24 protein-coding genes, 1 pseudogene and 1 riboswitch are annotated in these 26,913 nt (G+C 58.6%); of the genes and pseudogenes, 19 read left to right on the top strand and 6 right to left on the bottom strand.

Features of this window, described 5'->3' with window-relative positions:
• The first annotated feature begins 113 nt into the window (after positions 1–113).
• Positions 114–2,573, top strand: a complete 2,460-nt coding sequence (locus tag ACPV0M_RS08710; RefSeq protein WP_425620271.1) for a heavy metal translocating P-type ATPase — start codon at positions 114–116, stop codon at positions 2,571–2,573.
• A gap of 99 nt (positions 2,574–2,672) precedes the next feature.
• On the opposite strand, the gene ACPV0M_RS08705 is transcribed toward ACPV0M_RS08710, so the two are convergent.
• Entirely contained in the window at positions 2,673–3,341 is a 669-nt protein-coding gene (locus tag ACPV0M_RS08705; protein WP_425620270.1) for a YkgJ family cysteine cluster protein, read from the bottom strand.
• 427 nt (positions 3,342–3,768) lie between these two features.
• Here ACPV0M_RS08705 and ACPV0M_RS08700 point away from each other — a divergent pair, with 427 nt between their 5' ends.
• From ACPV0M_RS08700 to ACPV0M_RS08665, 8 genes and pseudogenes are all read left to right on the top strand, one after another.
• The gene (locus tag ACPV0M_RS08700) at positions 3,769–4,239 is read left to right on the top strand and encodes a MarR family winged helix-turn-helix transcriptional regulator (protein ID WP_425620269.1); all 471 of its coding nucleotides are present in this window, start codon (positions 3,769–3,771) and stop codon (positions 4,237–4,239) included.
• A gap of 88 nt (positions 4,240–4,327) precedes the next feature.
• Positions 4,328–4,849 (top strand): annotated as a pseudogene (locus tag ACPV0M_RS08695) (arsinothricin resistance N-acetyltransferase ArsN1 family A).
• Positions 4,850–5,204: 355 nt separating this feature from the next.
• A complete protein-coding gene (locus ACPV0M_RS08690; protein WP_425620268.1) occupies positions 5,205–5,681 on the top strand; it encodes a YbaK/EbsC family protein in 477 nt (158 codons plus the stop codon).
• A 295-nt stretch (positions 5,682–5,976) separates the two neighbouring features.
• Positions 5,977–6,723 carry an SIMPL domain-containing protein gene (locus tag ACPV0M_RS08685; protein WP_425620267.1) on the top strand — a complete coding sequence of 249 codons (747 nt, stop codon included), beginning with the start codon at positions 5,977–5,979 and terminating at the stop codon, positions 6,721–6,723.
• Positions 6,724–7,045: 322 nt separating this feature from the next.
• Positions 7,046–9,937 carry an EAL domain-containing protein gene (locus ACPV0M_RS08680; RefSeq protein ID WP_425620266.1) on the top strand — a complete coding sequence of 964 codons (2,892 nt, stop codon included), beginning with the start codon at positions 7,046–7,048 and terminating at the stop codon, positions 9,935–9,937.
• Positions 9,938–10,122: 185 nt separating this feature from the next.
• Positions 10,123–10,968 (top strand): AraC family ligand binding domain-containing protein, encoded by an 846-nt coding sequence (locus ACPV0M_RS08675; RefSeq protein WP_425620265.1) that lies wholly within the window; start codon positions 10,123–10,125, stop codon positions 10,966–10,968.
• Positions 10,969–10,996: 28 nt separating this feature from the next.
• A complete protein-coding gene (locus tag ACPV0M_RS08670; protein ID WP_425620264.1) occupies positions 10,997–11,722 on the top strand; it encodes an AzlC family ABC transporter permease in 726 nt (241 codons plus the stop codon).
• Positions 11,712–12,014: an AzlD family protein gene (locus tag ACPV0M_RS08665; protein ID WP_425620263.1), complete on the top strand. Its 303-nt coding sequence runs from the start codon at positions 11,712–11,714 to the stop codon at positions 12,012–12,014. The genes ACPV0M_RS08670 and ACPV0M_RS08665 overlap by 11 nt, the downstream gene beginning before the upstream one ends.
• Positions 12,015–12,156: 142 nt before the next feature.
• On the opposite strand, the gene ACPV0M_RS08660 is transcribed toward ACPV0M_RS08665, so the two are convergent.
• Entirely contained in the window at positions 12,157–13,038 is an 882-nt protein-coding gene (locus ACPV0M_RS08660) for a LysR family transcriptional regulator (protein WP_425620262.1), read from the bottom strand.
• 201 nt (positions 13,039–13,239) lie between these two features.
• On the opposite strand from ACPV0M_RS08660, the gene ACPV0M_RS08655 reads away from it, so the two are divergent.
• The 5 genes from ACPV0M_RS08655 (at position 13,240) to ACPV0M_RS08635 (ending at position 17,696) form a co-directional block, all read left to right on the top strand.
• Positions 13,240–13,674, top strand: a complete 435-nt coding sequence (locus tag ACPV0M_RS08655; RefSeq protein WP_425620261.1) for a C-GCAxxG-C-C family protein — start codon at positions 13,240–13,242, stop codon at positions 13,672–13,674.
• A 73-nt stretch (positions 13,675–13,747) separates the two neighbouring features.
• Positions 13,748–14,917, top strand: coding sequence for an MFS transporter (locus ACPV0M_RS08650; RefSeq protein ID WP_425620260.1), 1,170 nt, complete (start codon positions 13,748–13,750; stop codon positions 14,915–14,917).
• A 70-nt stretch (positions 14,918–14,987) separates the two neighbouring features.
• Entirely contained in the window at positions 14,988–16,106 is a 1,119-nt protein-coding gene (locus ACPV0M_RS08645; protein ID WP_425620259.1) for a trans-sulfuration enzyme family protein, read from the top strand.
• 197 nt (positions 16,107–16,303) lie between these two features.
• Positions 16,304–16,537: a hypothetical protein gene (locus tag ACPV0M_RS08640; protein ID WP_425620258.1), complete on the top strand. Its 234-nt coding sequence runs from the start codon at positions 16,304–16,306 to the stop codon at positions 16,535–16,537.
• Positions 16,538–16,745: 208 nt separating this feature from the next.
• Positions 16,746–17,696 carry an energy-coupling factor ABC transporter permease gene (locus ACPV0M_RS08635; protein ID WP_425620257.1) on the top strand — a complete coding sequence of 317 codons (951 nt, stop codon included), beginning with the start codon at positions 16,746–16,748 and terminating at the stop codon, positions 17,694–17,696.
• A 58-nt stretch (positions 17,697–17,754) separates the two neighbouring features.
• Here ACPV0M_RS08635 and ACPV0M_RS08630 read toward each other — a convergent pair whose 3' ends face one another.
• From ACPV0M_RS08630 to ACPV0M_RS08615, 4 genes are read right to left on the bottom strand one after another with little or no spacing between them, the layout of a single operon-like run.
• On the bottom strand, positions 17,755–19,113 hold the full coding sequence (locus ACPV0M_RS08630) for a VanW family protein (RefSeq protein ID WP_425620256.1): 1,359 nt from the start codon (positions 19,111–19,113) through the stop codon (positions 17,755–17,757).
• 34 nt (positions 19,114–19,147) lie between these two features.
• Positions 19,148–19,891: a PRC-barrel domain-containing protein gene (locus ACPV0M_RS08625; RefSeq protein WP_425620255.1), complete on the bottom strand. Its 744-nt coding sequence runs from the start codon at positions 19,889–19,891 to the stop codon at positions 19,148–19,150.
• A gap of 27 nt (positions 19,892–19,918) precedes the next feature.
• On the bottom strand, positions 19,919–20,890 hold the full coding sequence (locus tag ACPV0M_RS08620) for a hypothetical protein (RefSeq protein WP_425620254.1): 972 nt from the start codon (positions 20,888–20,890) through the stop codon (positions 19,919–19,921).
• Positions 20,891–20,920: 30 nt separating this feature from the next.
• Positions 20,921–21,157 (bottom strand): hypothetical protein, encoded by a 237-nt coding sequence (locus ACPV0M_RS08615; protein ID WP_425620253.1) that lies wholly within the window; start codon positions 21,155–21,157, stop codon positions 20,921–20,923.
• Between the two features lie 82 nt (positions 21,158–21,239).
• Positions 21,240–21,326, bottom strand: a riboswitch (cyclic di-GMP riboswitch).
• Between the two features lie 234 nt (positions 21,327–21,560).
• On the opposite strand from ACPV0M_RS08615, the gene ACPV0M_RS08610 reads away from it, so the two are divergent.
• From ACPV0M_RS08610 to istB, 5 genes are all read left to right on the top strand, one after another.
• A complete protein-coding gene (locus tag ACPV0M_RS08610) occupies positions 21,561–22,469 on the top strand; it encodes a PLP-dependent cysteine synthase family protein (protein ID WP_425620252.1) in 909 nt (302 codons plus the stop codon).
• Positions 22,470–22,615: 146 nt separating this feature from the next.
• Entirely contained in the window at positions 22,616–24,007 is a 1,392-nt protein-coding gene (locus tag ACPV0M_RS08605) for a hypothetical protein (protein ID WP_425620251.1), read from the top strand.
• Positions 24,008–24,285: 278 nt separating this feature from the next.
• Positions 24,286–24,501, top strand: a complete 216-nt coding sequence (locus ACPV0M_RS08600; protein WP_425620250.1) for a hypothetical protein — start codon at positions 24,286–24,288, stop codon at positions 24,499–24,501.
• A gap of 337 nt (positions 24,502–24,838) precedes the next feature.
• Positions 24,839–26,056: an IS21 family transposase gene (gene istA / locus ACPV0M_RS08595; RefSeq protein WP_425620249.1), complete on the top strand. Its 1,218-nt coding sequence runs from the start codon at positions 24,839–24,841 to the stop codon at positions 26,054–26,056.
• The gene (gene istB, locus ACPV0M_RS08590) at positions 26,053–26,850 is read left to right on the top strand and encodes an IS21-like element helper ATPase IstB (RefSeq protein ID WP_425620248.1); all 798 of its coding nucleotides are present in this window, start codon (positions 26,053–26,055) and stop codon (positions 26,848–26,850) included. Before istA ends, istB begins: the two co-directional genes overlap by 4 nt.
• The last annotated feature ends 63 nt before the right edge of the window (positions 26,851–26,913 follow it).

Genomic DNA, 26,913 nt, shown 5'->3' with positions numbered 1-26,913 from the left:
ACGAGGACGACTATCCACGAAATAGGCAAGGACCCAGGTTGCACTCGATACTGGTGGATGCTGTACAATAATTTAGAAAAAAGAACCAAGTTGGTCCAAGAGGGGCGTAGGCAATGGCTGAACAGATCACCGCCGGGGGTAAACCTAAAAGCATTACTTTTCAGACAAGCAGCGAGACTCCGGACAACCGGCGCAAGGTTACCATCGGTATCAAGGGCATGACCTGCGCCAGTTGCGCCGCGCGCATCGGTAAGATTCTCAGTAACATCGACGGCGTCCACGAGGCAGCCGTCAACTTCGCCACCGAAAAGGCAACAGTAGTCTATAATCCCGCACACGTCCGCTTTGGTGAGATTATCGAGCGCATCAAAGACCTGGGCTATGAAGTAAAGACGCAGCGGCTGGAAGTGGCCGTAACGGGCATGACCTGCGCAAGCTGCGCGGCGCGGGTGGAAAGGCGCCTGCGGTCCCTGGACGGCGTCGTGGATGCGGTCGTGAACCTTGCCACCGAGAGGTCGGCCGTCGAATTCCTGCCCGGAACGGTCAGCGCTGTGGAGGTTAAGCAGGCCATCGTGGACCTCGGTTACGGTGTGCAGGACCTGGCCGAAGAATCTTACACCAGGGTCGAGAAAGAGGAACGTGCCACCGAAATCGTCCGGCAGCGCAGTTTATTCTTCCTGGCGGCTCTGGCCACCCTCCCGCTCCTCTATGTCATGGCCTCTGATCTCGGCCTGGTGCCCCACATAGGGATATTGATGAGCAAGAACGTCCAGTTTGTCTTCGGCAGCATCGTCCAGTTCGGCCCCGGTTTCCAGTTCTACCGCCGGGCCTACCTGAACCTGCGCCACGGCACGGCAAACATGGACGTGCTGATCGCACTGGGCACTTCGGCCGCCTACTTGTACAGCGTGGCCAATACTTTTGTTCTCACCGGCTTCGTATACTACGAAACGGCGGCAGTGATCATCACCCTGGTGATCCTGGGCCGCCTGCTCGAAGCGCTTGCCAAGGGGCGCACTTCCGAGGCGATTAAGAAGCTGATCGCCTTACGCCCCAAGACCGCCCGCGTACTGCGCGATGGCCGTGAGGTGGACATTCCGGTCGAGGAAGTGGCCGTCGGCGACCTCATCATCGTCCGCCCGGGAGAAAGTATTCCCGTGGACGGGATCATCCGCGAAGGGTCCTCTACGGTGGACGAGTCCATGTTGACCGGGGAAAGCCTGCCCCGGGACAAAAACATCGGTGACGAGGTGGTTGGCGCAACCATCAACCGCCACGGGAGCTTTACCTTTGAAGCTACCAGGGTCGGCAAGGACACCGCGCTGGCCAAAATCATCCGTATCGTGGAGGAAGCGCAGGGATCGAAGGCCCCGATCCAGCGCCTGGCCGATGTTGTCTCCTCATACTTTGTCCCGGCCGTGGTGGTGATCGCCGTTGTCACTTTCGCGGGCTGGTTTTTTGCGACCGGTGAGTTTCAGGCCGCGCTGCTGAATATGACCGCCGTTCTGGTGATCGCCTGCCCCTGTGCGCTGGGGCTGGCCACCCCGACGGCGATTATGGTTGGTACGGGGCGAGGGGCCGAAAACGGTGTCCTGATAAAGGGGGGCGAGCACCTGGAAAAGGCCCACCAGCTGGATACCATCGTCCTGGACAAGACCGGAACGATTACCAAAGGCGAACCTTCGGTGACCGATATCGTTCCACTCGCCGACATCGGCCGGGCCCACGTCCTGCGGCTGGCCGCCGCGGCGGAAAGACGCTCGGAGCACCCCCTCGCCCAGGCCGTCGTGAAGGCGGCGGAGAACGAGGGCCTGGCCGTCCCTGAGCCGGAGAGCTTTGAAGCCATTCCCGGCTACGGCATCAGGACTGCCGTCGAGGGCCAGGCGGTTCTTGTCGGGAATGTCAAACTCATGCGCGACGGCGGGGTTGACCTGGTTCAAGTCGAGGACAGGCTGGAGGAACTTGAGGGCCAGGGGAAGACGGTCGTGGTTGTCGCACAAAACGGCCGGGCCATCGGTATTATCGCCATCGCCGATACGGTCAAGGAGTATTCTGCCGAGGCCATCAAGCGCCTGCGGGCCATGGGCCTGCAGGTTGTCATGATCACCGGCGACAACCGGCGTACCGCCCGGGCTATCGCCGACCAGGTCGGGATCGACCGGGTCCTGGCCGAGGTCCTGCCGGAAGACAAGGCCCGTGAGGTGCAGAAACTGAGGGACGAAGGGGCCGTTGTCGGCATGGTCGGGGATGGCATCAACGATGCCCCCGCGCTGGCCACGGCCGACGTCGGCATCGCCATCGGCACGGGAACGGATGTCGCGGTGGAAACGGGCGACATCGTCCTCATGCAGGGAGACCTGCGCGGGATTGTGGCCGCTATCCGCTTGAGCCGCCAGACGATCCGCAAGATCAGGCAGAACCTGTTCTGGGCGCTGATCTACAACACCCTGGGCATTCCCCTGGCGGCCCTGGGGCTGCTGAACCCGATCATCGCCGCCGGGGCGATGGCGTTCAGTTCGGTCTCGGTGGTAAGCAATTCGCTGCTGCTCAAAAGGTTTAATCCCTACCGATAAGGAAGTCAGAGGTCTGAGGTCAGAGGTCGGAGAGAAGGGTGGTCTTGTTGGTGGAACATGCTTGAGTTAGGGTAACAGGGGCATGGGGGATGGCCAGGTTTAATCCCTGCCCTGCCCGGTGGAAGAAGAAGATGAACGGCGGACTGCCATGCCGTGGGACCTGAGGACGGCAGCCAAGGGGCGGCCGAAGATGAACAGTTCAAATTCCCTGCGCAGCCCCAGCTCAGATATCGCATAGGAACGTACGGCCTCGTCCTTCGCGACGAATTCGGCCAGCTCCCTCAGGATTCGCGGCCGGTCCGCTTCCCCGGACAGGCCGGCGAGGAGCGCCTGCACTTCCTGATGCGGACATTCTTGCTCGTGCCTTTCGATCAGCTTCACGATCGGGTCGCCGGGATTTATGATGTCGGTCCGCGCAATCGTGTTTTCGCCGATGACGGCTTCAAGCGCGCGGGTGTCCCAGCATTTCAGGAGGCGGCATTCCAAGAAGCGGTGTTCGTAAATCGTGCAGACCGAGGCTTTTTCATCAAAAAAGCAACAGGACCACTCCGGTCCTTTACCCCGCACCTTGACGAGCTCCCGGTCGGCGGGTCTTAACATGCCGACGGCAGGGTCGAATACCAGCTCTCCCTTCCGGATCGTCATTAGGTGCCGGTGTCCAGCGTATCCGTGCAGAAGGATCTGCTTATCCTCGTGGTGCAGGACGGGACCGCCTTTGCGGCAGCAGGTGCCGCAGCGTATGCAGCTTGTCCGGTGCGCTTTCCGCATTTTTTGCCTCCTCCCGTCAGGGGAATGGCGGCCGGGGCTACTAAGATTCTAGCACAACGGCCGCCCTTATGCTTCAAAGCTGGAGACAGACGGAACTTTTTCCTTAGGGAACGGCGCCCGGTAGGAGCCGGGCGATCCGGTAGTTTTCGCGATGCCGGCGCTTGCCGGACGGTCGAAGTATTCTTATATAGTAGTGATAAGATCAAGACGCACGGCCGGACTCAGGTGCTTCGTTCGGCAGATGGTTCCGGCTTGTTGCCCTTGATTCGCCTGCCGGCGGCATTGGGGGAGCTTGCGTGAACCGGCGCCGGGGCCCCCGGGTTGCGTCCGTCCATCCTGAGTTCCCACGACGAAAGGCACTTGCATTTTGGCGGCAGGTGTTGGATAATAGTTGTATCATGCAACTATGGCGAAGGGGGTGTAGCGCTTGGATAATAGAGATCTTGAGAACATAAGGGAGATGTTTCAAATGATCGTCAGGCGGTTCGGCCTGCTGCAAAGGGAAGGCGCGCAGTGCTGCGGGATCTCTCTGGCGCACAGTCACATCCTCTATGAGATCAACAAGAGTCCCGGCATTACCGTAAATGAACTGGCGGCCGTACTGGGTTTGGATAAGAGCACCACCAGCCGCCACGTTCAGGCCCTGACAGGAGAAGGGCTGGTTGAGGGCAGGCCTTCCGAAGAGGACCGCCGCTACCTGAATCTGGTGCTAACGGAAAAGGGCCGGGAGCTGCAGAGTCGGATCGCTGTCCAGATGGCCGGGTTTATCCGTGAAATCCTGGAGTTCATCCCTCAGGACAAAAGGGATGAGGTTGTCCGAAGCATCGGGCTTCTTTCTAAGGCGATGCGCCAAAGTACGCTATCTGCTAGTTCCTCGCTCGGCTGCTGTACTCTGTGATGGGCGGATATCCGTTCTTCGTTAGCACCGTCTATGGAGGATGAAGATAACTGGCTCGTTGGTTGATCGGCGAAAAGGAGGAGTAAGGATGACTGATAACGCACGGACCGGCCCCGGTTTCCGGGTCCGCAGGGCCGTACCGCGTGACGCGGAAGCCATCAGCGTGATTTACAACCAGGGCATCGAGGACCGCATCGCCACGCTGGAGACCGAACCCAAGACCGCGGAAGAGGTCGGCGCATGGCTGGCGCGGGAAAGCCGGTACGCCGTCCTGGTGGCCGAAACGGCCGGCGAGGTCGTAGGGTGGGCTGCCCTGAACCCCTATGCTCACCGGTGAGCCTACGCCGGGGTCGCTGACCTCTCCGTCTATGTCAGGCGGGATTACCGGGGGCGGGGCGTGGGAACGGCGCTCTTGGAAGCGCTTGAGGCGGAAGCGGGGAGCAACGGCTTCAATAAAATCATCCTGTTTACTTTTCCGTTCAATGAAGCGGGGCAGCGATTGTACAGAAAACGGGGTTTTAGAGAAGTCGGCGTCTTCAGGGCCCAGGGCAAGCTTGACGGCCGCCTTGTAGATGTGATGGCCATGGAAAAGCTGCTGCGACCGTCCTGAAGTCCCCGGAGACTTCGTGCGTTCATGATACGTCTCCGGGGAACTCATCGAGCGGCTGGCTCAGGATGCTTGACTGCGCCGGTCTGCTGTGGAGATCAGGCGGCAGATGAACTGGATTACGCTGCGGCTGGCGGGATACAGGTTTGCGCAGGTAAACGATGTTGTTTTACCTGTCAGCTAAATAGTGTAGAAATACGGCTAATGACAGGTTAAAGTGGATAGTAGTTGGCAGAGGAAGGATAACCGGCACGGTCTGTACCGTATGCGGAGTGGAAAGACCGTGCCTAACCCGGGTAAAACCCGTGCGAGAGACTGCTGACCGAAGCAAGCCTTTCGGCAGGAGGAGATAACCGCAATGAACACCCTAAGCAAGAGCGCGCAAAAGATGCAGGCCGTATTAGACCGGTACGGGCTGGAGTTAACCGTCATCGAATTTGCGGAATCAACGCGGACTTCGAAAGAAGCAGCGGAGGCAATCGGCTGTGAGGTCGGTCAAATAGCCAAATCGCTGATTTTCCGAGGCAAAAACACCGGTAAGCCTGTTTGTGTAATTGCGAGCGGCGCCAACCGTGTCAATGAGAAAAAGCTTGCGGCATATGTGGGGGAGAAAATCGAAAAAGCAGACGCCGCGTTCGTTCTCGAGCACACGGGATTTGCCGTCGGCGGCGTTCCGCCCGTGGGACACGTAAGCGATATGCGACCTTTTATTGATGAGGATTTGATGAAGTACCCGGAAATCTGGTCGGCGGCCGGTACCCCTCACGCCGTGTTTAAACTTACCCCCGACGATTTGGTGAGGATAACGCAGGGGAAAGTCGTACTCATTAAATAATTTTAAATTTTAAACTTTTAAGGTTTGACCCCATTCTCTAACGACCCTTAAAGTAATAAAGAGTGCTTGAAGAAAAGATAAGTGAGAAAGCGATATTTGAAGACGTCTGACATAGCCAGAGCTGCAGGGGTACAAACTTAGTGAAATTGAGTGAAGACGCCACTCTTGCAGGAAGCGAGACGATTAATAGACATCGTGTTATGCTTTTAAGACCTGACCTCATTTACAAGCCGGGACGAGAGGCGGTATGATGGTTATGATTGGAATATATTGGTTGAGAGGAGGTAGATAGCCGGTGAACCAACCCGACGGGAGCAGGGTCCCCCAGATCATCGTTTTGGCGGCTATCCTGGGCATCAGCTTCATTATCTGTACCCTGATCTTCACCAACGCCTTCGTCGAGGTCAGGTCGACCTCGACGATAACGGTGACCGGCGCGGCGGAAAAGCAGCTGAAATCGGATCTCATCGTTTGGACCGCGAGCTTCAGCAGGCGCTCGGCCCAGTTGTCCGAAGCCTATGCGGCGCTGCAGAACGACCTGAAAGAGGTCAAGGATTATCTCAAGGCCAAGGGTGTGCAAGAGAGTGAGATTACCATTATGCCGATTTCGATGACCACGTTCTACGCCGTTGACCAGCACGGCCGCGAGACGAACGAAGTTAGGGGATACGGCTTGTGGCAGTCGGTGGAAGTGAGATCGACCAAGGTTGACGAGATTGCCGCCCTGTCCAGGGAGGCAAGCGAGCTGATCAACAAAGGCATCGACTTCCAGTCGAATCCGCCGCAGTATTTTTACACCAAGCTCAACGAGCTGAAGGTTGAAATGCTGGCCGAGGCCACCGCCAACGCCAGGAAGCGCGCGGAACAAATTGCCGAGCACGGAGGCGGCAGGATCGGCCCCATCCGTTCGGCCAAGATGGGAGTATTTCAAATCAAGCCGATCAATTCGGTGGAGGTCTCGGACTACGGCATTAACGACACCTCGTCTCTTGAAAAAACTATCACCGCGGTAGTGAACGCCGAGTTCTATATCAAACAGTAGTTGATCGGCGCGCGAAAGTATACCGAAACGAAACCCCGCCTGCAGCCAGGCGGGGTTTCGTTTCGGTAACGGGCAAGTGTCGTCAAGCCTGACTCCGTATGGGAAAACAACTGACAAGAGCAGTCCGTCGACCGGTAAAAAGCTAAGCCCATACTTGAAGATGTCAGGTCCTAAAATTTGGTGTCGCAGCAGGAACTTTGTTTTGAGCATTTAAAACAAAAAGGAAAAAATGAAGAGTCAAAAAACGTCTTTGTCTACCCGATAAATACATGTAACCCGATGGATTTTAGGTGGATCTTAAAGCCCCCCGGGAGATGAGATGGTGGAAGACGGTCCTCAAAGTCTGAAATCTTTTGGATTCCGGTCCATCCGCTGGCGATTTATCGTTCTGATCACTCTGGCCGTCGTGATCGGCCTTATCGCTACAGTCTTCGGGACAACGAAGCATATTCGCAATGAAGCCGAGCAGGCCGCGGTGGAGAAGGCCAAAAGCGACCTGCAGCTTGGAGAGACTCTTCTGGACAGCCGCTTCCCCGGCCCCTGGGCGATCCGCGACGGTCAGCTCTACAAAGGCGAGACCCTGATGAACGGCAATTTCGACATTGTTGACGAAATCGCCCGGCTGACGGGTGATACGTGCACGATCTTTCAGGGAGATACGCGGGTGGCCACCAATGTCATAAGAGACGGGAAGCGCGCCGTGGGCACAAAGGTATCGGACGAGGTGGCCCGGGTCGTCCTGCAAGAGGGCCGGGTCTTCTCCGGCGAGGCCAACGTGGTGGGGGTCAAGTACCAGACGGCCTACAAACCGATCAGGGACGAGAGCGGTAAAATCATCGGCATTTGGTATGTGGGGGCCAACAAGCTCTTCGTCGACAAGATGGTCGGCAACGCCGTGCAGAACGTTTTCTTTACTTTCGGCTCGATTTGGCTGGTGATCATTGGCATCATCTGGTGGCTGACCAATTCCCTGACCCGCCCGATCAACGAGCTGGTCGTGGCGGCCAACCGCTTGGCGCACGGCGACCTGGACACGGAGATAGCGGTGCAAACCCGCGACGAAGTCGGCTACCTGGCTCGTTCCTTCGAACGAATGCGCGGTGAATTGCGACAGCAGTACGGAGACCTGCACAGGGCCAACGAGCTGTTGCGGGAGTCCGAGCGGCGGTTCCGCGAGATGCTCGAGGAAGTCAAGCTCATTGCCGTGATCCTGGACAAGGACGGCAACATCACCTTTTGTAACGATTTCCTCTTGAAGCTTACCGGGTGGGAGCGGGAGGAAGTGCTCGGGCGGAACTGGTTTGACATCTTCGTCCCGGAGGACAAGCGCGAAAAAGCTAAGAAGAACCTGGAGACCGTCGTCAGCATACACGGTCCCAAAGAAATTCAAACGCGCAGCGGTCAACGGCGGCTGATCTTCTGGAACAACACCTTCTTGCGCGACGTCGACGGGAACATCATCGGGTCGGCCAGAATCGGCGAGGACATCACCGACCGGGTACGCGCAGAGGATGACCTGCGGACCGCGCACCAGCAGCTCCTGGACATTATCGAATTCCTTCCCGATCCGACCTTTGTGATCGACCGCGACCGGAAGGTGATCGCCTGGAACCGGGCGATGGTCGAAATGTCGGGGGTAGCCAAGGAGGACATCATCGGAAAGGGTGACTACGCCTATGCGGTACCGTTTTACGGGTGTCCCCGCCCCAGCCTTATCGACGCCGTCTTTTCCGACCGCGACCCCGCCCTGCTGGAAGAGAACATCGTGGCGAAGGACACGACGCTTTACGTCGAGACCTACGTTCCCTCCGCCTTCCAGGGTAAGGGCGCTTTCCTCTGGGCGTCGGCGTCGCCGCTCTACGACAGCAATGGGAACATCGTCGGCGCCATCCAGACCTTCCGCGACATCACCGATCGCAAGCGGATCGAGGAAAGGCTCCAGTACCTGGCCACCCACGACTCCCTGACGAACATCCCAAACAGGTATGCCCTCGGCGAAAACCTGAAGCGGGCCGTCGCACGGGCCAAGCGGAACAAGACGAGCGCCCTCCTGTTTATCGACCTCGACAACTTCAAGCTTGTTAACGACACCCTCGGTCACGCCGCCGGCGACGAGCTGCTGATGAAGCTGGCCGGGATCTTTAAGGACAACCTGCGCGAGGGGGACTTCCTGGCCAGGCTGGGCGGCGACGAGTTCGCGGTGCTGCTCGAGGATACGGACGCTGAAGGAGCCAGAAACGCGGCCGAGAAACTGCGCCGGGCGGTGGAAGAGGAGGACCTCAACATTCACCGGTCCTGTTTTAACCTGAGCACCAGTATCGGTATCGCCATGATCGACGGGACCTTAAACGCGCAAAAGCTTCTTTCTTATGCCGATACCGCCATGTACGCCGCGAAGGAAGGCCGCAACAGGGTTGTATTCATTCAGCCGGATGAGGAAGCCACAGCCAGGGTTTCCGAGACCAATCAGATGTTGGAGCGGATAAGGCAGGGTTTAAAGGAAAACCATTTTGTGCTGGATTTCCAGCCCGTGGTCGGGCTGGCCGACGGCCAAACCATGCATTACGAGGTCCTGGTGAGATTGCGGGGCGAAAATGGAAAACTAGTCTACCCCAACCGGTTCATCCCCGTCGCCGAGCGCTTCGGCCTGATGCCCCAGATCGACCGCTGGGTTGTTCAAACCGCCCTCGGGACGATGAAAAACCGCGCCGATCTCAATCTTTTCATTAATCTTTCCGCGGTGAGCCTGGGGGATGAAACCATGCTGGACTTTATTACCGATAACATCAGCGGCTGCGGAATCAATCCCTTCCGGATCGGCTTCGAGATCACGGAAACGGCGGCCGTAAAAGACATGATCCTGGCCGAGCGCTGGATCCGCAGGCTGAAAGGTCTGGGTTGCCGTTTCGCTCTCGATGACTTCGGCGTCGGCTTTTCGTCCTTCTCCTACCTGCGTATTCTACCGATCGATTACCTTAAGATCGACGGTTCCTACGTCCGCGATCTCGACGCGGACCCGACGCACCGTGCCCTGGTGCATGCTATGAACAGCGTCGCGCATACCCTTGGCAAAAAGACCGTGGCGGAGTCTGTGGAGAACGAAAACGTGATGAAGATCCTGCAGGAATTGAAAGTGGACTGCGGTCAAGGGTATTTCCTCGGCAAGCCGTCTCCCTTACCGGGGGTTCGGGGCGCGTTCAACCATAGTACTTAAAGTGCTTTCCCTTTGTGTCCTCTGCCGGGGTCGTCAGCGATCGTTGGCGATCAGTGGAGTTTGAAACGGTGTCGAAAGGGCTTGCGATATCATAAAGATTTAGGGGTTGTAACGCCGGCGCGTAATGGGTTATAAAGGGTTAATAAGACGGCTTGCGTATCAGGGCTGGCCCGGAGGCTGAATTTTTGAACCCCAAAGCGAGGCGCGAAAACGTGAAGTTCTGGCGCGCGCGGGATCTCGGCGATCTCGAACTGCTGCGCGCCTCTTACGTTACGCACTCCTTCTCGCCGCACATCCACGAGGGCTACGCCGTCGGGGTCATCGAGCGGGGAGTCGAGGTGTTCGAGTACCGCCGCGCGACGCACGCCGCCGTCAGCGGCAGCGTCGTCGTCATCAACCCGGGCGAGGTGCATACGGGCCGCAGGGGCAGTGACGAGGGTTGGACGTACCGGATGCTCTACCCTGACGTCGCCCTGCTCCAGGACGCCGCTGGCGAAGTCGCGGGACGTTTTGCGGACGTACCCTTCTTCCCGGAACCGGTTGTACAGGACCGGTATCTTGCCGAGCTCATCCTGGAACTGCACAAGGCGCTGGAACAACCGGCCTCCAAGATCGAGAGGGAGTCGCGTCTTCTCCTCGCCTTCGCCCAACTCATCGGGAGGCACGCCGACAGCCGTCCCGTGCAAAAGCCCGTAGGCCGGGAAAAGCTTGCCGTAAGGCGGGTGCGGGACTACCTGGAAACACGCTACAGCGAAAATGTCTCAATCAAGGAACTCGCCGCCGCTGCAAACCTCAGCCCTTTTTACCTCATCCGCGTATTCCGCAACGAAACGGGGCTTCCTCCCCACGCCTACCTGAATCAGGTGCGCGTGGCCCGCGCGAAAAAGCTTTTGTCTTCGGGCTTCTCTATCGCGGACACCGCCTGCCGGACCGGCTTTGCGGACCAGAGCCACCTCACGAAGCACTTCAAGCGCATCACGGGTTGCACGCCGGGGCAATACCTTAAAGACAGCAAAAACGTACAATACTGAGCGGTTCAGCATGCCCTAAGCTGGAGGTATGTTGAGACCAGCACGCTCTCAGGATCAATCACTTAAAGACCCTGTCACCTTCAGTCTCAGTGGCGCCCTGGCCGGTTTCAGGAAAAGCGTGCCCATTGCCTTGAGCGTCTTCGCCTATGGCCTGGTCTTCGGCGTTTTGGCACGGCAGGCAGGTTTAAGCCTGGCGGAGTCCGTATTAATGAGCGGCCTCGTCTTCGCCGGGGCCAGCCAGTTCGCCGTCCTCGGGCTCTGGGCCAGCCCGCTGCCCATCGGAACCATCGTCCTGACCACGGCCATCATCAACCTCCGCCACCTGTTGATGGGCGCCGTGCTGTACCCGTGGTTTTCACGGCTGCGTCCCGCCGCCGCTTACCTGACCTCGTTCTTCATCGTCGACGAGTCCTGGGCCCTGACCATGGGCGAGCATGCCAGGGGGTGCCGCGATGCAGCTTTCTTGCTGGGCAGCGGCATCGCCCTGTTCCTGGCCTGGGTGGGTGCGACCGTGGCCGGGGGGATGGTCGGCGATGTCCTGCAGGACCCCTCGCGCTGGGGGTTGGACTTTGCCTTCACGGCTGTGTTCATCGCCCTGCTCGTGGGTTTTTGGAAGGGCAAGGCCGATCTTCTCCCTTGGGTTGTAGCCGCCGTTGTGGCAGCGGTGGCCGCCGAGCTGCTGCCGGGCAAGTGGTACATCCTGCTCGGCGGCCTGGCCGGGAGCCTGACGGGAGCGATGCAAAATGATGACTGATTATCAGGCTGTGCTCACGATAGCGTGCATGGCCGTGGTAACGTACGCCACCCGGGCCGGCGGGCTCTGGATGATGAGCAGGGTGACCTTGTCCAAGCGTATGATGGCCTGGCTGCGGCATGTTCCCGGAACGGTCCTTATGGCTATTGTCGCTCCCGCCGTCCTGAGCGGGGGGTTCGCGGAAGGGGTTGCGGGACTGGCCACGGCGCTGGTCGCCTGGCGGAGCGGGAACCTGCTGCTGGCGCTGGCGACCGGGGTCGGCGTGGTCTGGGGAGCACGGCTGGTGCTGTAACGGGGTGCCGATGGACTTCCGGGTGGTTACATCTGCAGACCGGTTTTCACGTCTTTCAATGACCTGCTGAATCCCCTCCGGGCCGGCCTAAAGGAATCTGTAAACTGGTCCGCTAGGTAGGTATCGTTGAGGCCGTAGCCAGCTAGACTATTTCACGAGCCAATTTCAGCAAGGCGTCAAGGGCAGGTGAAATCCACTTGTTCTTATGGTAGGCAACCAGTGTCACTATTTTGAAATCCGGACCGCTCCAGCGAAGATCCACAAATTTTCCCTGCGCCAACTCTGCTTCTACGGTTACACGGGGCAGTAAGCTGATGCCAAGGCCGCTGATAACACATTTCTTGACTGCTTCTATGTTATCGATCTCTATTACCGAGCCTGCCTGCAAACCCTTACGGTCCAACATGTCTTCCAAAGCTTCCCGGTAACAACAGCCCCTGGCACACAGAATCAGCGTCTCTCCAGGGATGTGTGTGGGTGTAATGGGGGCTTTTTCGATAAGAGGATGACCGACACCTGAAAACATAACCATGGGTTCGTGAAGTAAAGTTTCGGACACCAAATCAGAGTCCGTGGTCCCACGAGCGAAGAAAAAAGCAACGTCTATTTCGTTGGTTTTCAGCCAGTGGATCAGATCCGTTGGCTTGCCGGTCACGACAATGAACTTCACATTCGGGTAACGCTTGCGGTACTCCTGAAGTAGCAGAGGCAGGCGATATATGCTGAGAGTCTCCGTTGCGCCGACAGATAGAGTACCCCTGGGAGTCACTGAACCGGATATCAGCTCTTTTGCATCGGAGGATAATCTGAGGATTTTCTCGGCATATGCTAATAATTGTTCCCCGTCCCTTGTTAACGTTATTTTTCGGCCCAGTCTTTCAAAGAGTTTTGTGTTCAGCTCGTCTTCCAGAGAGCTTACTTGTGCAGTGATGCTGGACTGGGCATAATCCAGCAATCGGGCCGCCCGCGTAAAACTGCCCGTTCTGGCTACAGTGACAAATGCCTTTAGCTGCCTCAACTCCATTTTGCTCTACTCCCGGAGACAGTCACAATGCGTTGGCATCAACTTACCAGAGTCTCAATGGCGCGTCAACATCGAATACTCTGGTATCGAAAAACCAGATTAGTACTATCGGATTTTTTGTCTGTAACGATTTAAGCTAAATGGTAGAATGTCAACAGGTAAGTCCATTACCCCTTATTACACAATTGGAGGGATTACAAAGTGAGCAAAACCGAAAAAGCGGTATCCTGTTTTAAGGAAGGCTTTCTTTGTAGCCAAGCAATGGTTTCGATTTACGGTCCCGAATTGGGCTTGGATCGGGATACTGCTCTTAGGCTTTCCGCAGCTTTTGGGGGAGGAACGGCCCGCATGGGTGAAACATGTGGAGCAGTAAGCGGAGCGATTATGGTTATAGGGCTTAAATACGGACATTGTGAAGCTAAGGACGAACAGGCAAGAGAAAAAACATACAGTCTGGTCCGGGAATTTGTAGATAGATTTAAGTCCGTTAATGGCTCCATTACGTGCAGAGAGCTACTTGATTGTGATATCAATACTCCGGAAGGGCTTCAGCTTGCAAGGGAGAAGAGACTGTTCTCCACTGTCTGTCCGAAATATGTCCAAAACGCGGCGGAAATCCTGGAACAGCTTTTGTAACGGGCAGTGCAACAGGGCCAGTCCCCGCCGGCATTGCCACATCTTAAACCAAGACATGGAAGGGAAGTACCTTTTGGATAATGCAGCCCCCAGAATAGGCAAGATACTCTCTGTCTCCCTGGCCCACCTTTTTAACGACTGGTACATGAATCTCATTCAGACACTGCTGCCCTTTATGGTGGCTGCGGGGCTGGAAGTGAGCAAAGGAGCCTTTCTGATCTCCGCCTTCACCGTTACCTCCTCACTGCTGCAGCCGGTTTCCGGCTACCTGGTGGATCAAAAAAACCAGCGCTGGATGGTTCATGTGGGCACCCTGTGGATGGCCGTACTAATAAGCCTGGTTGGTGTGCTCAAAAGCTACCCCCTCCTGGTCCTTACCGTAACCCTGGCCGGCCTGGGCACGGCTGCTTTTCACCCCCAGGCCTCGGCCATGGTCACCGCGGTAAGCGGGAAGCGGAAGGGTCTCTTCCAAGCGCTTTTCGTGGCTGCAGGAAATGCCGGGTGGGCACTTACCCCGTTGATGGTAGTTCCCTTTGTCCAGGAGTACGGCTTAGAGCTGACCCCGATGTTTGTCATGCCTGGAGTGCTTGTGGCCGTGTTGCTCTGGTTTACCGCGCCCAGGATTCCGGCCAGGACAAAGAAGGCTCCCCCTCCCCTCTGGCCCGCTCTGTGCGCCGCGTGGGTTGAACTAACTAAAGTTGTGGTGGTGGTCGCCAGCAGGTCCATGACTTACTTCGGCCTGGTATCATTTCTGCCCCTTTACCTGCAGCATGGGAGCATCTCTCTGCTCACCGGAAGCCGCCTGCTCTTCTTGATGTTGTTTTCAGGAGCCGTGGGAGGGCTGGTGGGCGGTTACCTCTCGGACCTTTTCGGGGGAAAAGCCGTCATAGTCGGTTCGCTGATCGCGGCCAGTCCCCTGTTTTACCTGTTCCTCAACACCAGCGGTCCCTTAAGCTACCTGCTCCTGGCCCTGGCCGGGGCTTGCCTGCTGGCATCATTTTCGGTGACCATTGTGGTCGCCCAGGAAGTCATCAGTAAGAATGCCGCTATGGTGTCAGGACTGATGCTGGGATTCGGCCTCGGAATCGGCGGCCTGGGAGTGAGCCTGGTGGGGCTGCTAGCAGAGCATATGGGCATCGTCTACGCCGTCCACTCTCTAATCTGGCTGCCCCTCCTGGCCGGAATTGTCGGTCTCAGCATCAAAGCTAGAAATAAACCCGCAGTTTTTCCAGTTAGCGGTTAATATTAGAATAACCGCTAATCTGGCTGATGCCCTCCATGGTAGGACGGGTTTGAGGGGAGAGAGGAATACCATGAAAATAGAGACAATAGCGGTACGTGCCGGTCATCGCATCGACCCGGGGACGCGGGCCGTGACGACCCCGATCCATATGTCCACCACTTTTGAGCGGGATGGCGACGGAAGCTACCCGGGCGGCTACGTCTACAGCCGGGGCGGCAACCCGAATCGCGAGGCCTTGGAGAATTGTCTTGCGGAGCTTGAGGGGGGCGCGGCGGCCGCCGCTTTCGCTTCGGGTTCGGCGGCGGCGATGAGTGTGTTGCAGGCTCTTTCCCCCGGCGACCATGTGATTGCTCCGGAAGACGTCTATTGCGGGACCGCCCACCTGCTGCGGGATACTTTTGTCCCCTGGGGGCTGCAGGTATCATTCGTGGACATGACCGACACCGAGAACGTGGAACGGGCGGTGCAGCCCAACACCAGACTGGTCTGGGTCGAAACGCCGTCCAACCCCCTGCTCAGGATAACCGATATCACGCGGGTGGCGGATATCGCCCACCGTGCCGGAGTCCTCTGTGCCTGCGATAATACCCTACCCAGCCCCGTCTTGCAGCGCCCGTTTGCGCACGGAGCCGACCTTGTTGTCCACTCCACCACTAAATATCTTGGGGGGCACGGCGATGTCCTGGGCGGAGCGGTTATCGCGAAGAGGGACGACGCTTTCTTCCAGAAGATCAGGAAGATCCAGAAAGACGGCGGCGCGGTTCCCTCGCCGTTTGAATGCTGGCTGGTGCTGCGGGGAATACGTACTTTGCCCTACCGGATGCGTGCTCACGCGGAAAATGCCATGCATGTGGCCGCATTCCTGAGCAGTCACCCCAAAGTTGAATCGGTGCACTATCCGGGTCTCAAGGACCACCCCGGGCACGAGGTGGCGGCCCGGCAGATGGACTTTTTCGGCGGAATCATCTCCTTCCAGCTCAAGGGCGGAAAAAAGAAGGCTCTGGCGGTGGCGGCGAAGGCGCGCCTCTTTGTCCGGGCGACGAGCCTCGGCGGCCCGATCAGTCTGATTGAGCACCGGGCCTCGTACGAAGGGCCCGGAACGATGGCTCCGGACAACCTCCTCCGGCTGTCCATTGGGCTGGAGCACCCGGACGACCTGATCGCAGACCTGGCCCACGCTTTAGCGTAGGGCTTTCCTCCCGTACCGCTCTTGCCGGATGAGGTGCGGAAGTGGCTGGCAAGGAGCAGGCAAAAGGTGTCGGCACGGTGATTACCCGCCGCCAAATCCTACCGCGAAGTTTTACCACGACGTATACAACTTGCCAGGGACAATCAGAATATTAGGTAACGCCGGTAACAAGATTGCCTAACGAGGAGGTATGCGCCGTGAGCTGTCCAAGTCTGAAACACCGTTTTGAGGAAGAGCAACGTAAGGGCATCAGCTTTGAGAGGGCGGTAGAGATTTACAAGGACGTTGAGGGTTCGGTGGCCGCGCACCGCGCCGAGCTGGAGGAGCTCAAGAACCAAGGCGCCGAGATGCAGCGTATCAGCCACCTGCAGGAACACATCCGCGAGGGCGAAGAACTGCTTAAGGAAATCCGCAGGATGAAACTGCAATAGTTTAGTTTAGTCTAATTCGGGGGTTTACATCCAGGGGGATAGAGTATATAATTACCACAAAATCGGCAGCCGGAGCTGCCGGAACCCGGTAACCCCGACGCGGAACGTGTACCACGAAGGTACAAGTCCGGCTAAGAGGCCGGCCCTTCGTGGTTTTTGTTTTTAGCCCGGGCATAAATCATAAATATTTAGTTTTGGAGGTGTTCTAGTGCATATCCCTGACGGCTTCCTGGACAGCAAGACCTGGATTACCTGTGCGGCCCTGTCGGCCGGGGGCATCGGCTTGGCCCTCAAGCGTACCAAAGAGGAGCTTGATGAACGACAGATTCCTCTTATCGGCGTGATGGCGGCCTTCGTCTTCGCGGCGCAGATGATTAACTTCCCCATCCCCGGCGGGACTTCGGGACACCTGATCGGGGGCGTTCTCTCGGCCGTCCTCTTCGGGCCGTGGGTCGCCGCGCTTATCATGGCCACCATCCTCGGCATCCAGTGTTTCATCTTTGTCGACGGCGGCGTAACCGCCCTGGGCGCCAATGTCCTGAATATGGCGATCATCGCGCCCCTGGGCGGGTACGCTGTTTTCCGGGCGATGAAGCCCTTCGGCCTGGCACCCGCTGTCTTTGTCGCTTCCTGGTTTTCGGTGTTTGTTGCTGCCGCAGCCTGCGCCGTCGAGCTCGCTCTGTCGGGGATCCCGCTGCTCGTGGTACTGCCGGCCATGGCCTTCTGGCACATTATCATCGGCCTGGGCGAAGGCCTGATCACCACGGCCGTAGTCCTTTACCTGATCAAGGCCCACAGCGACATACTCCCGCGTCTAGCCGAGGAAGCCAAGCCCGTGGCCAACCAGGCCCTCAAGCGCGGCGTCATCGTGATGCTGGCCGTTTCCTTGATCGTCGCGGGGTTCCTCTCACCCTTCGCTTCCCCTTCCCCGGACGGACTTGAACGCGTCGCCGAGGACAAGGGTTTCCTGGAGCGAGGCGTCGCCCTTATCGCGTCGCCCTTCGAAGACTATACTTTCCCCGGTTTGGCCGAACACCCGGTGGGTACGGCCGCGGCGGGGATTATCGGGACGGTTTTGACTTTCCTGGCCGGTTATGCCGTTTTTCGGGTCCAGCGCCGGAAAAACCAAAAACAGGATCATTCCACGCCCCTTCATTAACATGGCTTCCCCAACAGAAAGCAGGCCGCCCAAACGGGCGGCCTGCTTTCTGTTGACGTTACTTGTCGATCGTGTAGCGCGGCCGGTCGGCCTCGGCCACGTAAACGAGGGCCGGCCGGGGGTTGACCTGCTGGAGGGCGATCGGGTAGCGATGAACGATACGGTTATTGATGTACTTGACTTCATAGGTGGTAATCACGTAGCCGTCGCGTCCCGGGTCGGCTACGCGTATCTTCCCGGAGGTAAGGACGGGATCGATCCGGTAAATGGTTTTTGCCTTAAGCAGTGTCCTTTCGACCTCGGTTTTATAGACGATATTCCCTGCGTTTTCTTCGTGCCCGAAGATCCCGACATGCAGTTTATCGTCCTGCACCTCGGCAAGGATGACGATCGGCTCGGCGCGATCGTTGCGGAAACGAAAATCAATAACGTCCTTGTAAATCGTCGCGTCGCGCCCGGGGGGAACGTAAGGGACCGGACGCAGGTGCGGGGTGCGCTGGGTGACCGGCAGGCCGGCGCCCAGGACGGCGTTGTACAGCGTGGACGCGACCTGACAGACTCCCCCTCCGTAGTCGTGCTTCAGGCCGTTGGCGGTCAAGAGTATCGCCTTTTGGAACCCCCGCTCGGGGACCCTGGGCCCGAGACGTTCGTTCAGGGAGAATTCATCCCCGGGCGGTACCACGACGTTGTTGAGCAGGCTCGCCGCGAGAACGACGTTGCGGGTCCGGTCCTTATCGAGGGGATTGAAAGCCGTAATGAAATAGCCGATCCGCGCATTGACCGTCTTCAGCTTGTCCGCCGTGAGTTCCGGGGTTATCGGCTTGAAGGCCAGGACCACCCGGTGCTGCCGGGGCTCCAGGTTCCTGACCAGGTAGATGCTTCCCTCGATGTCCAGCTCCCGGCCGTTCGATTCGGGCAGGATGGTGATCTCGGCCTGGTCGAAGGCCAGCTGGGCGGGCTTCGGCTCCAGATAACAGCTTGGGGCGATCCCTTCCAAGAACTCGCGCAGATTGTCTTCAGCAAAACAAGGCCTGACGGGTATGTTAACGCCGCTCAGCATGAGCCTGAAGAATGACTCTAATTGCTTCAGGTTTTTCAGTTCCTTGCCGACCTGCTGCGCTTCGGCGATCGCTCCTTCGTAGTCGTAAGTCCAGCGGAGATTCCCGTACGGTATGGACCAGGTCTGTCCCTCGGGGGTCGCCAGCAACAGCTTGCTGTCCGGGCTTGGTTGGGGCAGGCCGGCCCTTAGGGCCGCCAAGGCTTGCCGGGTATCCAGTCCCCCGACGTCGATCCCGGCCACCTTCACTCCGCTCAGGATGACCCCATCGTAGCGCCATCGCAACACCGCCGTGGCGGCCGCAACGCTCAAAAAAGACTGGGCGACGACAAGCAGGGAAATAAGGCACAAAAAACGCACCAGGAAAGGCCGGCTCCTGGAGTTGATGCAGGTTCTAGGCACCGGTGTTCAGGGTTAGCTCGATGTATTTATTGTGCTGGATGGCCCGGTCGATAACTTCTTTGGTTACGACCTCGCCGGCCTCGGCAACGACGGTGCCGTCGTCCGCCACTATCTGCTTGGTCACGGTACGCCCCAACAGGTATTGTTTTTGTTGTTCCTCAAAATACTTCAGGGGATCGGCCGCTTCGGCCGCTTTCGCCTCGGCGGGCTGCCCGTTCTGCGACGCGGGCTCAAGGTGGTCGAAGCCCGGGACCAGGGCGGCGGGCAGGTCGTTGTTGATGACTACGAACTTCCGGCCGTAGGCGGCGACGTTAATGGTGGGGATAACCCCCGCAGCCTTATCCTGGCCGGGTAGGGCTATTTCCAGGCCTGTAATCAGGCCGCTTTCCTCGTCGACGGCGAATTCCCTGATAACCCCTGCGATCTTCCCCTTGCGCGTCATGACCGGAGTGCCGATCAACCCGACCTGCTGGTCCAGCACCTTGAGGGCTTCCGGAACGGACGAGAGGGTGACCGGAACCTCGGCCCTGGCGACGGTCAGCACGTCCGGCCCGATGCTTTCAATGTCTTTGAAGCGCACCACCAGGCACTCCCTGAAACCCCCGTCGCGGTTGATGACGATAAACTCCGCGCTCCCCGTCGCCGGGTTGACCAACAGTCCCTTGACCTGGCCTACTTCAGCCGCTTCATTAATGCTGATCACAGGCAAACCGACAATCTCCCTACTCCTGCGCATTTCGTTTTTTCTCCTTTCGCTTTTTAGCTAATGAGACCGGAAACCGGCCGTTGCTTCCAGAAAAGCCAGGCGACGCAATTCATCCGGCACAGCTTCGTAACCCAGGTTCGGCGTTCCGCGGTGGGCCAGCAGGCGGTCGAGGCTGCGGCAAAAAGCTTGTTTTTGCCGGAGAACGGGAACGAGCGGGTGTTCGGTGTCTGGCGGGTTGAGCAGAAAAGCGCCGATCAACGCATCGGCCAGGCGGTACTGCCCGAGGTGCTGGTAGATTGTGCTGAGTTCCCCGACGATGAACCACCGCAGCCCCGGCTCCGGGCGCTGGCTGAGGGCGCTGTTCAGCAGCGTTACCGCCTCGACGAAGTCCAGCCGGCTGGCGGCGGCCAAAGCCTTGTCCACTAGGTTCCGCGGCGAGAGTGAATCGGGTGGTTCCTCTTCGGCGATGGGGGATGCTTCGGCAATGTCGCTGGCCGTTTCCGCGTGGGCGTTGGCTTCTTCGGCCGGTTCCGCCGCTGTCGGGGAAGGGGCCGCGGCGCTGTCGCCGTCGCTGTCGGCGTCCTCCGCAACGCTGACAGCCGGACCCAGGGGTATGGGCGGACGGGACGGCGTGCTTGCCTGTTTCAAGATGGCTGGTTTGCTGAGAACGGGAATGCCGGGGGCGGCGGCCAGGGCGGCGACGGCGGGTGGCGAGGGGAGCGCGGGGCGGGGAAGGCTTTCCTCGGATTGACCGTTGAGGTGCTTGAGCCGGTACGCCAGGATACTCAGCCCGACAAGCGGCGCCGCGGTAAGGTACAGAACCAGTGTTCCGAACAGCCCCAGCACGAGGATGAGAAAGGGGAACACTGCAGCCAGCGCCAGCACGCCGAGCCCCGTGGTCCACGCTGCCGTCCTGTCTAGTACCTTGCCGTTTAACCGTAGGAAGAGGACAAAAAGGATAACCAATACGCAATAATAGACGTACAGGTTAACACCCCCCGACCCCCCTAGAGGGTGAACTAACGACAAATCCAGGTATGATCCTTTAACGTTCCTGCTTTACTCAGGAAATCCCGGATACCGGGGCCTGAGATAACGAATCTCCGCCCGCGATCCTTTTGACCCGGCTGCATAAGCCAGCAGCGCCGAAAAGAAAGACGTGAAGCCGACGGCCGCCAAAGCCCACTCCAGCGCGGGCGTCGGGACGGCGAAAGAAACAAGGTAAGTTGCCAAAAGACCCGCGCTCGACGCGATAATACCCCATTTCATTGACTTGCCGAGCAGTCTCCAGTCCATCTTGCCACTCCTTGAACGACATTCCCAGCCATTAAGAAAGATACCCACCGGGCGATTGGCGGTGGGTTAAACCTGACTCGGCCCCGGTAACTGGCTGACATGGCGGTATCCCGCTTTAGCCCCTTTAGTTTTGCGTCACCACCTTTCGGTGGTTTTGCCCTAAATCGGGTTTTATTGCTGGATGAACATTTTAAAAATACCCATTATTTTCCCTATGTTACCACCTCATTTAACGCTACACAATACGAAATTAACACTTTTTACGACAAAACACGCAGACTTTTGCTCGGTGGGGGAGAATACGGGAAGTTATTGTCGAAGGAGAGGAATCTGCTGCCCCCGACGCCGAATTTAATCCGAAAATCAGGCAACATGCCGCTAAGCAAACTGGAGGTGCCTTGGCGTGGACATCCTGTCGGCCATCGGCAATACACCGCTCATCGCCTTGCAAAAACTAAGCCCGGACCCCGGAGTTAAAATCCTCGGCAAGCTGGAGGGATGCAACCCCGGAGGCTCGGTTAAGGACCGCCCGGCTTACTACATGGTGCAAAAGGCCGAGGAAGCGGGGGAACTCCTTCCCGGGAAGACGATCCTTGAGGCGACCTCGGGGAATACCGGCATCGCCTTGGCCATGATCGGGGCGGCCAAGGGATACCCCGTAAGACTCGTCATGCCCGGGTGCGTGAGCATGGAGAGGTCGCGCATCCTGGAGGCCTTCGGAGCCGAGGTCGTGCTTACGCCCGCGAAAGAGGGGACGGACGGCGCCATCCGCAAGGCGCACGAAATCATCGGCGCCGAGCCGGACAGGTATTACATGCCCAACCAGTTTGTCAACGAGAATAACATTCTGGCCCATTACGAGACGACCGGTCCGGAAATCTTCGCCCAGACCGGCGGGGAGATCGATGTCTTTGTGGCCGGCATGGGCACGACGGGGACGCTGATGGGCGTCGCCAGGTACCTGAAAGAGCAAAAACCGCAGGTCAGGATCGTGGGCGTGGAACCCGTGAAGGGCCACGCCATCCAGGGCCTGAAGAACATGGAGGAGGCCATCGTGCCGGCGATTTACGACCCCGCCCTGCTCGACGAAAAAATCATCGTCGAAGATGACGAGGCCTTTGCAATGACCAGGCTGCTGGCCACGCGCGAGGGGGTTTTCGTCGGCATGTCCAGCGGCGCGGCGGTGGCCGGGGCTATCAAGGCGGCGCGGCAGATGAGCGCCGGTACAGTTGTCGTCATTCTGCCTGACCGCGGCGACCGCTACCTGAGCACCACGCTCTTCCGCTCCATTTGCGCCAAATGCTCGCCGTGAAGTGTTTCTCTCGGAGCAAAAATATTGCTTTTGTTGGGTGTCGAAACAAGTCGAAAGGTATGCAGTACTTTTTTCTTACAAAGCTTGACTTAACTACCATGGAAAAGTAGAGTAAACGAAAAGGTGGCCGGAATAGGAGGCCTGTAATGGCTTGGAGAAGCCGGGAAAGAAGGTTGGGTACAAGCAGACAGCGGCTGCTGGTGCTAGCTATTGCTTTGTTTTTTTTCCTGGTCACGGGTCAGGCGCATCCGGCCGAAGCTTCATCACTGGAGCTGGGCCTTGCTAATCTTGTGAACATCGGTGTTGATTTGGCTGAAGAGGACAGCCTTCTTGGAGTCACAGCGACAGCGAATGTCGACACGGGAGATGCTCTCCCTCTTTTGGATACTGATGCTTCAGTGGGGCTGGGCGTTGGCGGCCCGTCCATCCTGGATGTTGAAACAGATGTACAGACCAGCTTACCGGGCGGCCAGGATTCCGGGGGTGCTGGTCTTTCTGTTGGTTTGACGGCCGTAGACAGTGACTCATCCTCTCTGCTGGACGCCTGCGCCGGTCTGGATGCAAACGTAGCTGGACTTCCCATATTGGAATCGAGATTGCCTAATACAAACCTAAGTACCGGCCTGGAGGCCGGGGCCAGTGTAAGTGATGACGGTTTTAACGCCAGCATTGGCGCAAGCGCCGATGTTGGACTGCAAGCTGCCTTGCCGCTTGCTTCCGGACTCGGAGTGGATGCCGGAGTGGATACCGGTTTTGACCTTGGTTTAGATGACAGTGGGCTGGATGTTAGTCTGGACACAGGCGCAAGCCTTGCTGCCGAGGTCGAAACTCCGCTTATGGGCACTGCCGCAGATGCCGGCCTGGATGCCGGGTTTGACGTAGGGCTTAGCGGCGGGGGGCTGGACGACGGCCTTGATGCCGGTGTGGACCTTGGCATTGATGGCGAGGACGGCTCCGGTATAAGCCTGGATGACGAAACGGAGTCGGCCGATACCGCCGGCGAAACCCGTAACTACGGTGAAACCCATAACGGCAGCCAGATTTCTCACAAAGGCCAAACCGGTAACAATGAAGATAACGGCTCAAGTAAATCCCAACGGCCGGACAACGAGTATTTCCAGGTTAACCCTGGGAAACAAACCAGGGATCGTTACAGGGATAGTAATAGGAATGGCAGTGTCGGTTCCCCCTCCGGGGAAAAGCCGGAAATACTGCCGGATCCCTGCCTTGCTGGTTTACGGATAAATATCACCCCTCTTGCAAGCAATAAAGTAAACCCGGCCACGGCGGTTCCCGCCGGCCACGATAATGCCCATCGTTTTCCGGACGTTCCTTGCCCCTCGGTTCCGAGCACAGCGGCCGTCCCGGCTGCCGGCAGTATAACCGCGGCTTCGAGTCCTGCCGGCGGAAGCAAGGGCTGGGCCGTATTGGCGGACGCCCTCGCTGCTGTCCCGCCGCTGCCGTCCGGTTGGCTGCCGGATGCTGCGCGTTACCGGTACTCTTCACCCGGTATGTCTCCATCCGCCCTTCCAGGGTAACGTCTATCCTTCTTTAAGTCCCCTCGTTTCTTCACTAATTGCAAACCAGATAACGACCTGTCCGGTGGCAGGCTGTACGGCCCGACGTTAACAGCCTCGCAGGATTGTCCACTGTTTGGGTGGCAGCCGGTGTTGTCCGTGCCTGCCTCTGACTTGCTACACCGTCCCCGGGCCGGACGACCCCCCCTGCCCGGGGAAATGGGATGAGTGCGGCGCCCACGCCGGTTGCCACCGGCAGGTCAAACAAAAACTTCGTTAACATACCTGGAGGTGACAGTATGGAAGTCAGAACTTGTTCCCGCTGCGGTCAAGTTTGGTATTCGGCGGATACGGTAACAGTATGGGTTTGCTCGCGGTGCGGCGCGAAAATACCGCGCATCGCAACAGTCGCGTGGCCCGGGTCCGGAACGACTCCGCGGCCTAAACCGAAGGAACCGGTGACGCCGCCGCCCGGCCGGCTGGTGGCTCCCACGAAATGGCTGATGGTCTGGTAGGAGATGGGGCCGGAGCCCCTTCCGGCCTCATCACTTGTTTTAAACTTAGGGGTTTGGAGGAGTATACGTGAAAAGCCCTGCCCTTTCGACGGACGGCTTGCACCTGCAGGTCGGTGACCACGTTTGTGTTCTTCATGAAGGAGCAATGCAACGGATTACGCTGCTTCTATTGCTGCTTCAACACGGCTTGGCCAATAAGGCAAAATGCCTGTACGTTGTCAGCGCCGGGTTTAAAATGACCCAGTAGCGCCGAAAAAGAATTGACCCACCCCCCGGCGAAAGACACCTTCGACTGCAAAAGACGGAGGTGTCCAACAAGATGCTGGAGGGTGGGAAAGTGAAACAGATCATCGAGTTGCACGGCAAGGGCGAATCCATCCGTGCCATCACAAGGCTTCTTGACGTATCCCGGAACACGGTTCGTAGATACCTTCGGGAGCCGGGGATACCCAAACCGAAGCCCCGGGCGAAGCGGGGGTCCAAGCTCGACCCCTACAAAGATTATATCCAGAAGCGGCTTAGCGAGGGAGTGGACAATTGCGTCGTTCTGCTCCGGGAGATCCGGGAGTTGGGCTACACAGGCGGCTACTCCATCCTCAAGGAGTACGTTCACCCGTTCCGCCGATGGCGGCGGAAGCCTGAAGTCACCGTGCGCTTTGAAACCAAGCCCGGCGAACAAGCGCAAGTCGACTTCGGCCGTTACCGCTACCTGACGCCGGACGGGACACCACGTTATGTCTGGGCTTTCGTCCTGGTGTTGGCCTGGGCGCGGGCCATGTACGTAGAGTTCATCCAGCGCGCCGACGTGGCCGGCTTCATCCGCTGCCACATCAACGGTTTTGCGCGGCTGGGCGGCATTCCGCGCAAGTGCCTGTACGACAACGCCAAGCTGGTCGTTCTTGACCGGGACGAGGCCGGGCAGCCTATCTGGAACAAGCGTTTCCTGGACTTCGCCCTGCGGCTGGGCTTTGACATCCAGCTTTGCCGGCCCTACTGGGCCAGAACCAAAGGCAAGGTCGAGCGCGGCGTCGGGTACGTCGAAGGCAACTTCTGGCCTGGTGCCCGGTTTACTGATCTTACTGACCTCAACCGCCGGGCCCAAGTCTGGCTTGACACCGTGGCCAACGTCCGTATCCACGGGACGACCCGGGAACGACCGATTGACCGCCTGATCATCGAGCAGGCCCATCTGATGCCCCTGCCCGGCCCCGATAAGCTTTTACCTTTCCTGCGTGAGGAGCGCAAGGTGGGCCGGGATGGTTACCTCCAATGGAACGGCTCCTGGTATGGCGTCCCCTGGCAATGGGCCGGCCGAAAAGTAGAGGTCCAGCCGGACGAGACCACGGTCCAGATCTGGGCGGGGAACGAAAGGCTGGCCGTCCATCCGCGGGCCGTAACCCCGGGGCAGCGGCTTACCCTGCCCGGCCAGTGGGACGGGCTGCCGATGGGTGACCACCGGCGGCGCCAAACCCCAACAGCTTTTCAGGTCCAGACGGTGGAAGTCCAGATTCGGTCTTTGCTGGACTACGAAGCGTTGGTGGTGAGCGAACGGTGATCGCCCTGGAGAAAGCGCGCCACTACCTGGAGCACCTGGGTTTAGGACAGGCGGCGGCGATCCTGGACAGCCGACTGGAAGCGGCCGTGCAAAAGCAGTTGTCCTATGCCGACTTCCTGGCCGACCTGCTGGGGATCGAGGCGGCAGCCAGGCGGGAGCGTTATCTGAAGACCCGGACCCGGCTGGCCCACCTGCCCTACCACCGGACCTTAGAGCAGTTCGATTTTGGCTTCCAGCCATCGGTGGATGAACGTCTGGTAAGGGAACTCGCTACCTTGACCTTCGTCGCCGACGCGGCGAACATCCTGCTTCTGGGCCCGCCGGGGGTGGGCAAAACCCACCTGGCGGTGGCCCTGGGGATCAGGGCGATTGAACAGGGCTACGGCGTCTACTTTGTCCGGGCCCACGACCTGCTGGAAGACCTGCGCCGCGCCCAGGCGGAACACCGGCTGGACAGGAGAATGCGGGTCTACCTGGCCCCGAAGGTCCTGATTATTGACGAGTTCGGGGTCTGGCCCTACGACCGCCAGGCGGCCACGGCGCTCTTTGCCCTGATCTCGGCCAGATACGAGCGTGGCAGCATCATTCTGACGTCGAACAAGGGTTTTGCCGAATGGGGCGAGGTGTTGGGTGATGCGGTGATTGCCACGGCGATCCTGGACCGGCTCCTGCACCACAGCCACGTCCTGAACATCCGCGGGGAGAGTTACCGCCTGCGGGAGAAGAAACGGGCCGGTCTGTTTGGACCACACCCCAGACCGGAGGTGGTTAACGCCGAGCAGTCCAAACCGTAGTTTGTCGGCCGGGTGGGTCAATTCCCAACCGGCGCCAGTGGGTCAAAAGTAAGTCGGCGTTGA

The sequence above is a fragment of the Desulfosceptrum tomskiensis genome, assembly GCF_049818055.1.
Taxonomy (GTDB): domain Bacteria; phylum Bacillota; class Desulfotomaculia; order Desulfotomaculales; family JASEER01; genus JBFLVT01.
Note: the sequence above shows the minus strand (reverse complement) of the source record. Positions and strands in the feature narration are given on the sequence as shown.

Coding starts and splice junctions, on each gene's coding strand:
- ACPV0M_RS08670 (WP_425620264.1), top strand. CDS start 10,997: ATGTTGAGACCAGCACGCTCTCAGGATCAATCACTTAAAGACCCTGTC.
- ACPV0M_RS08665 (WP_425620263.1), top strand. CDS start 11,712: ATGATGACTGATTATCAGGCTGTGCTCACGATAGCGTGCATGGCCGTG.
- ACPV0M_RS08645 (WP_425620259.1), top strand. CDS start 14,988: ATGAAAATAGAGACAATAGCGGTACGTGCCGGTCATCGCATCGACCCG.
- ACPV0M_RS08625 (WP_425620255.1), bottom strand. CDS start 19,891: ATGCGCAGGAGTAGGGAGATTGTCGGTTTGCCTGTGATCAGCATTAAT.
- ACPV0M_RS08660 (WP_425620262.1), bottom strand. CDS start 13,038: ATGGAGTTGAGGCAGCTAAAGGCATTTGTCACTGTAGCCAGAACGGGC.
- ACPV0M_RS08600 (WP_425620250.1), top strand. CDS start 24,286: ATGGAAGTCAGAACTTGTTCCCGCTGCGGTCAAGTTTGGTATTCGGCG.
- ACPV0M_RS08705 (WP_425620270.1), bottom strand. CDS start 3,341: ATGCGGAAAGCGCACCGGACAAGCTGCATACGCTGCGGCACCTGCTGC.
- ACPV0M_RS08605 (WP_425620251.1), top strand. CDS start 22,616: ATGGCTTGGAGAAGCCGGGAAAGAAGGTTGGGTACAAGCAGACAGCGG.
- ACPV0M_RS08615 (WP_425620253.1), bottom strand. CDS start 21,157: ATGGACTGGAGACTGCTCGGCAAGTCAATGAAATGGGGTATTATCGCG.
- ACPV0M_RS08710 (WP_425620271.1), top strand. CDS start 114: ATGGCTGAACAGATCACCGCCGGGGGTAAACCTAAAAGCATTACTTTT.
- ACPV0M_RS08690 (WP_425620268.1), top strand. CDS start 5,205: ATGAACACCCTAAGCAAGAGCGCGCAAAAGATGCAGGCCGTATTAGAC.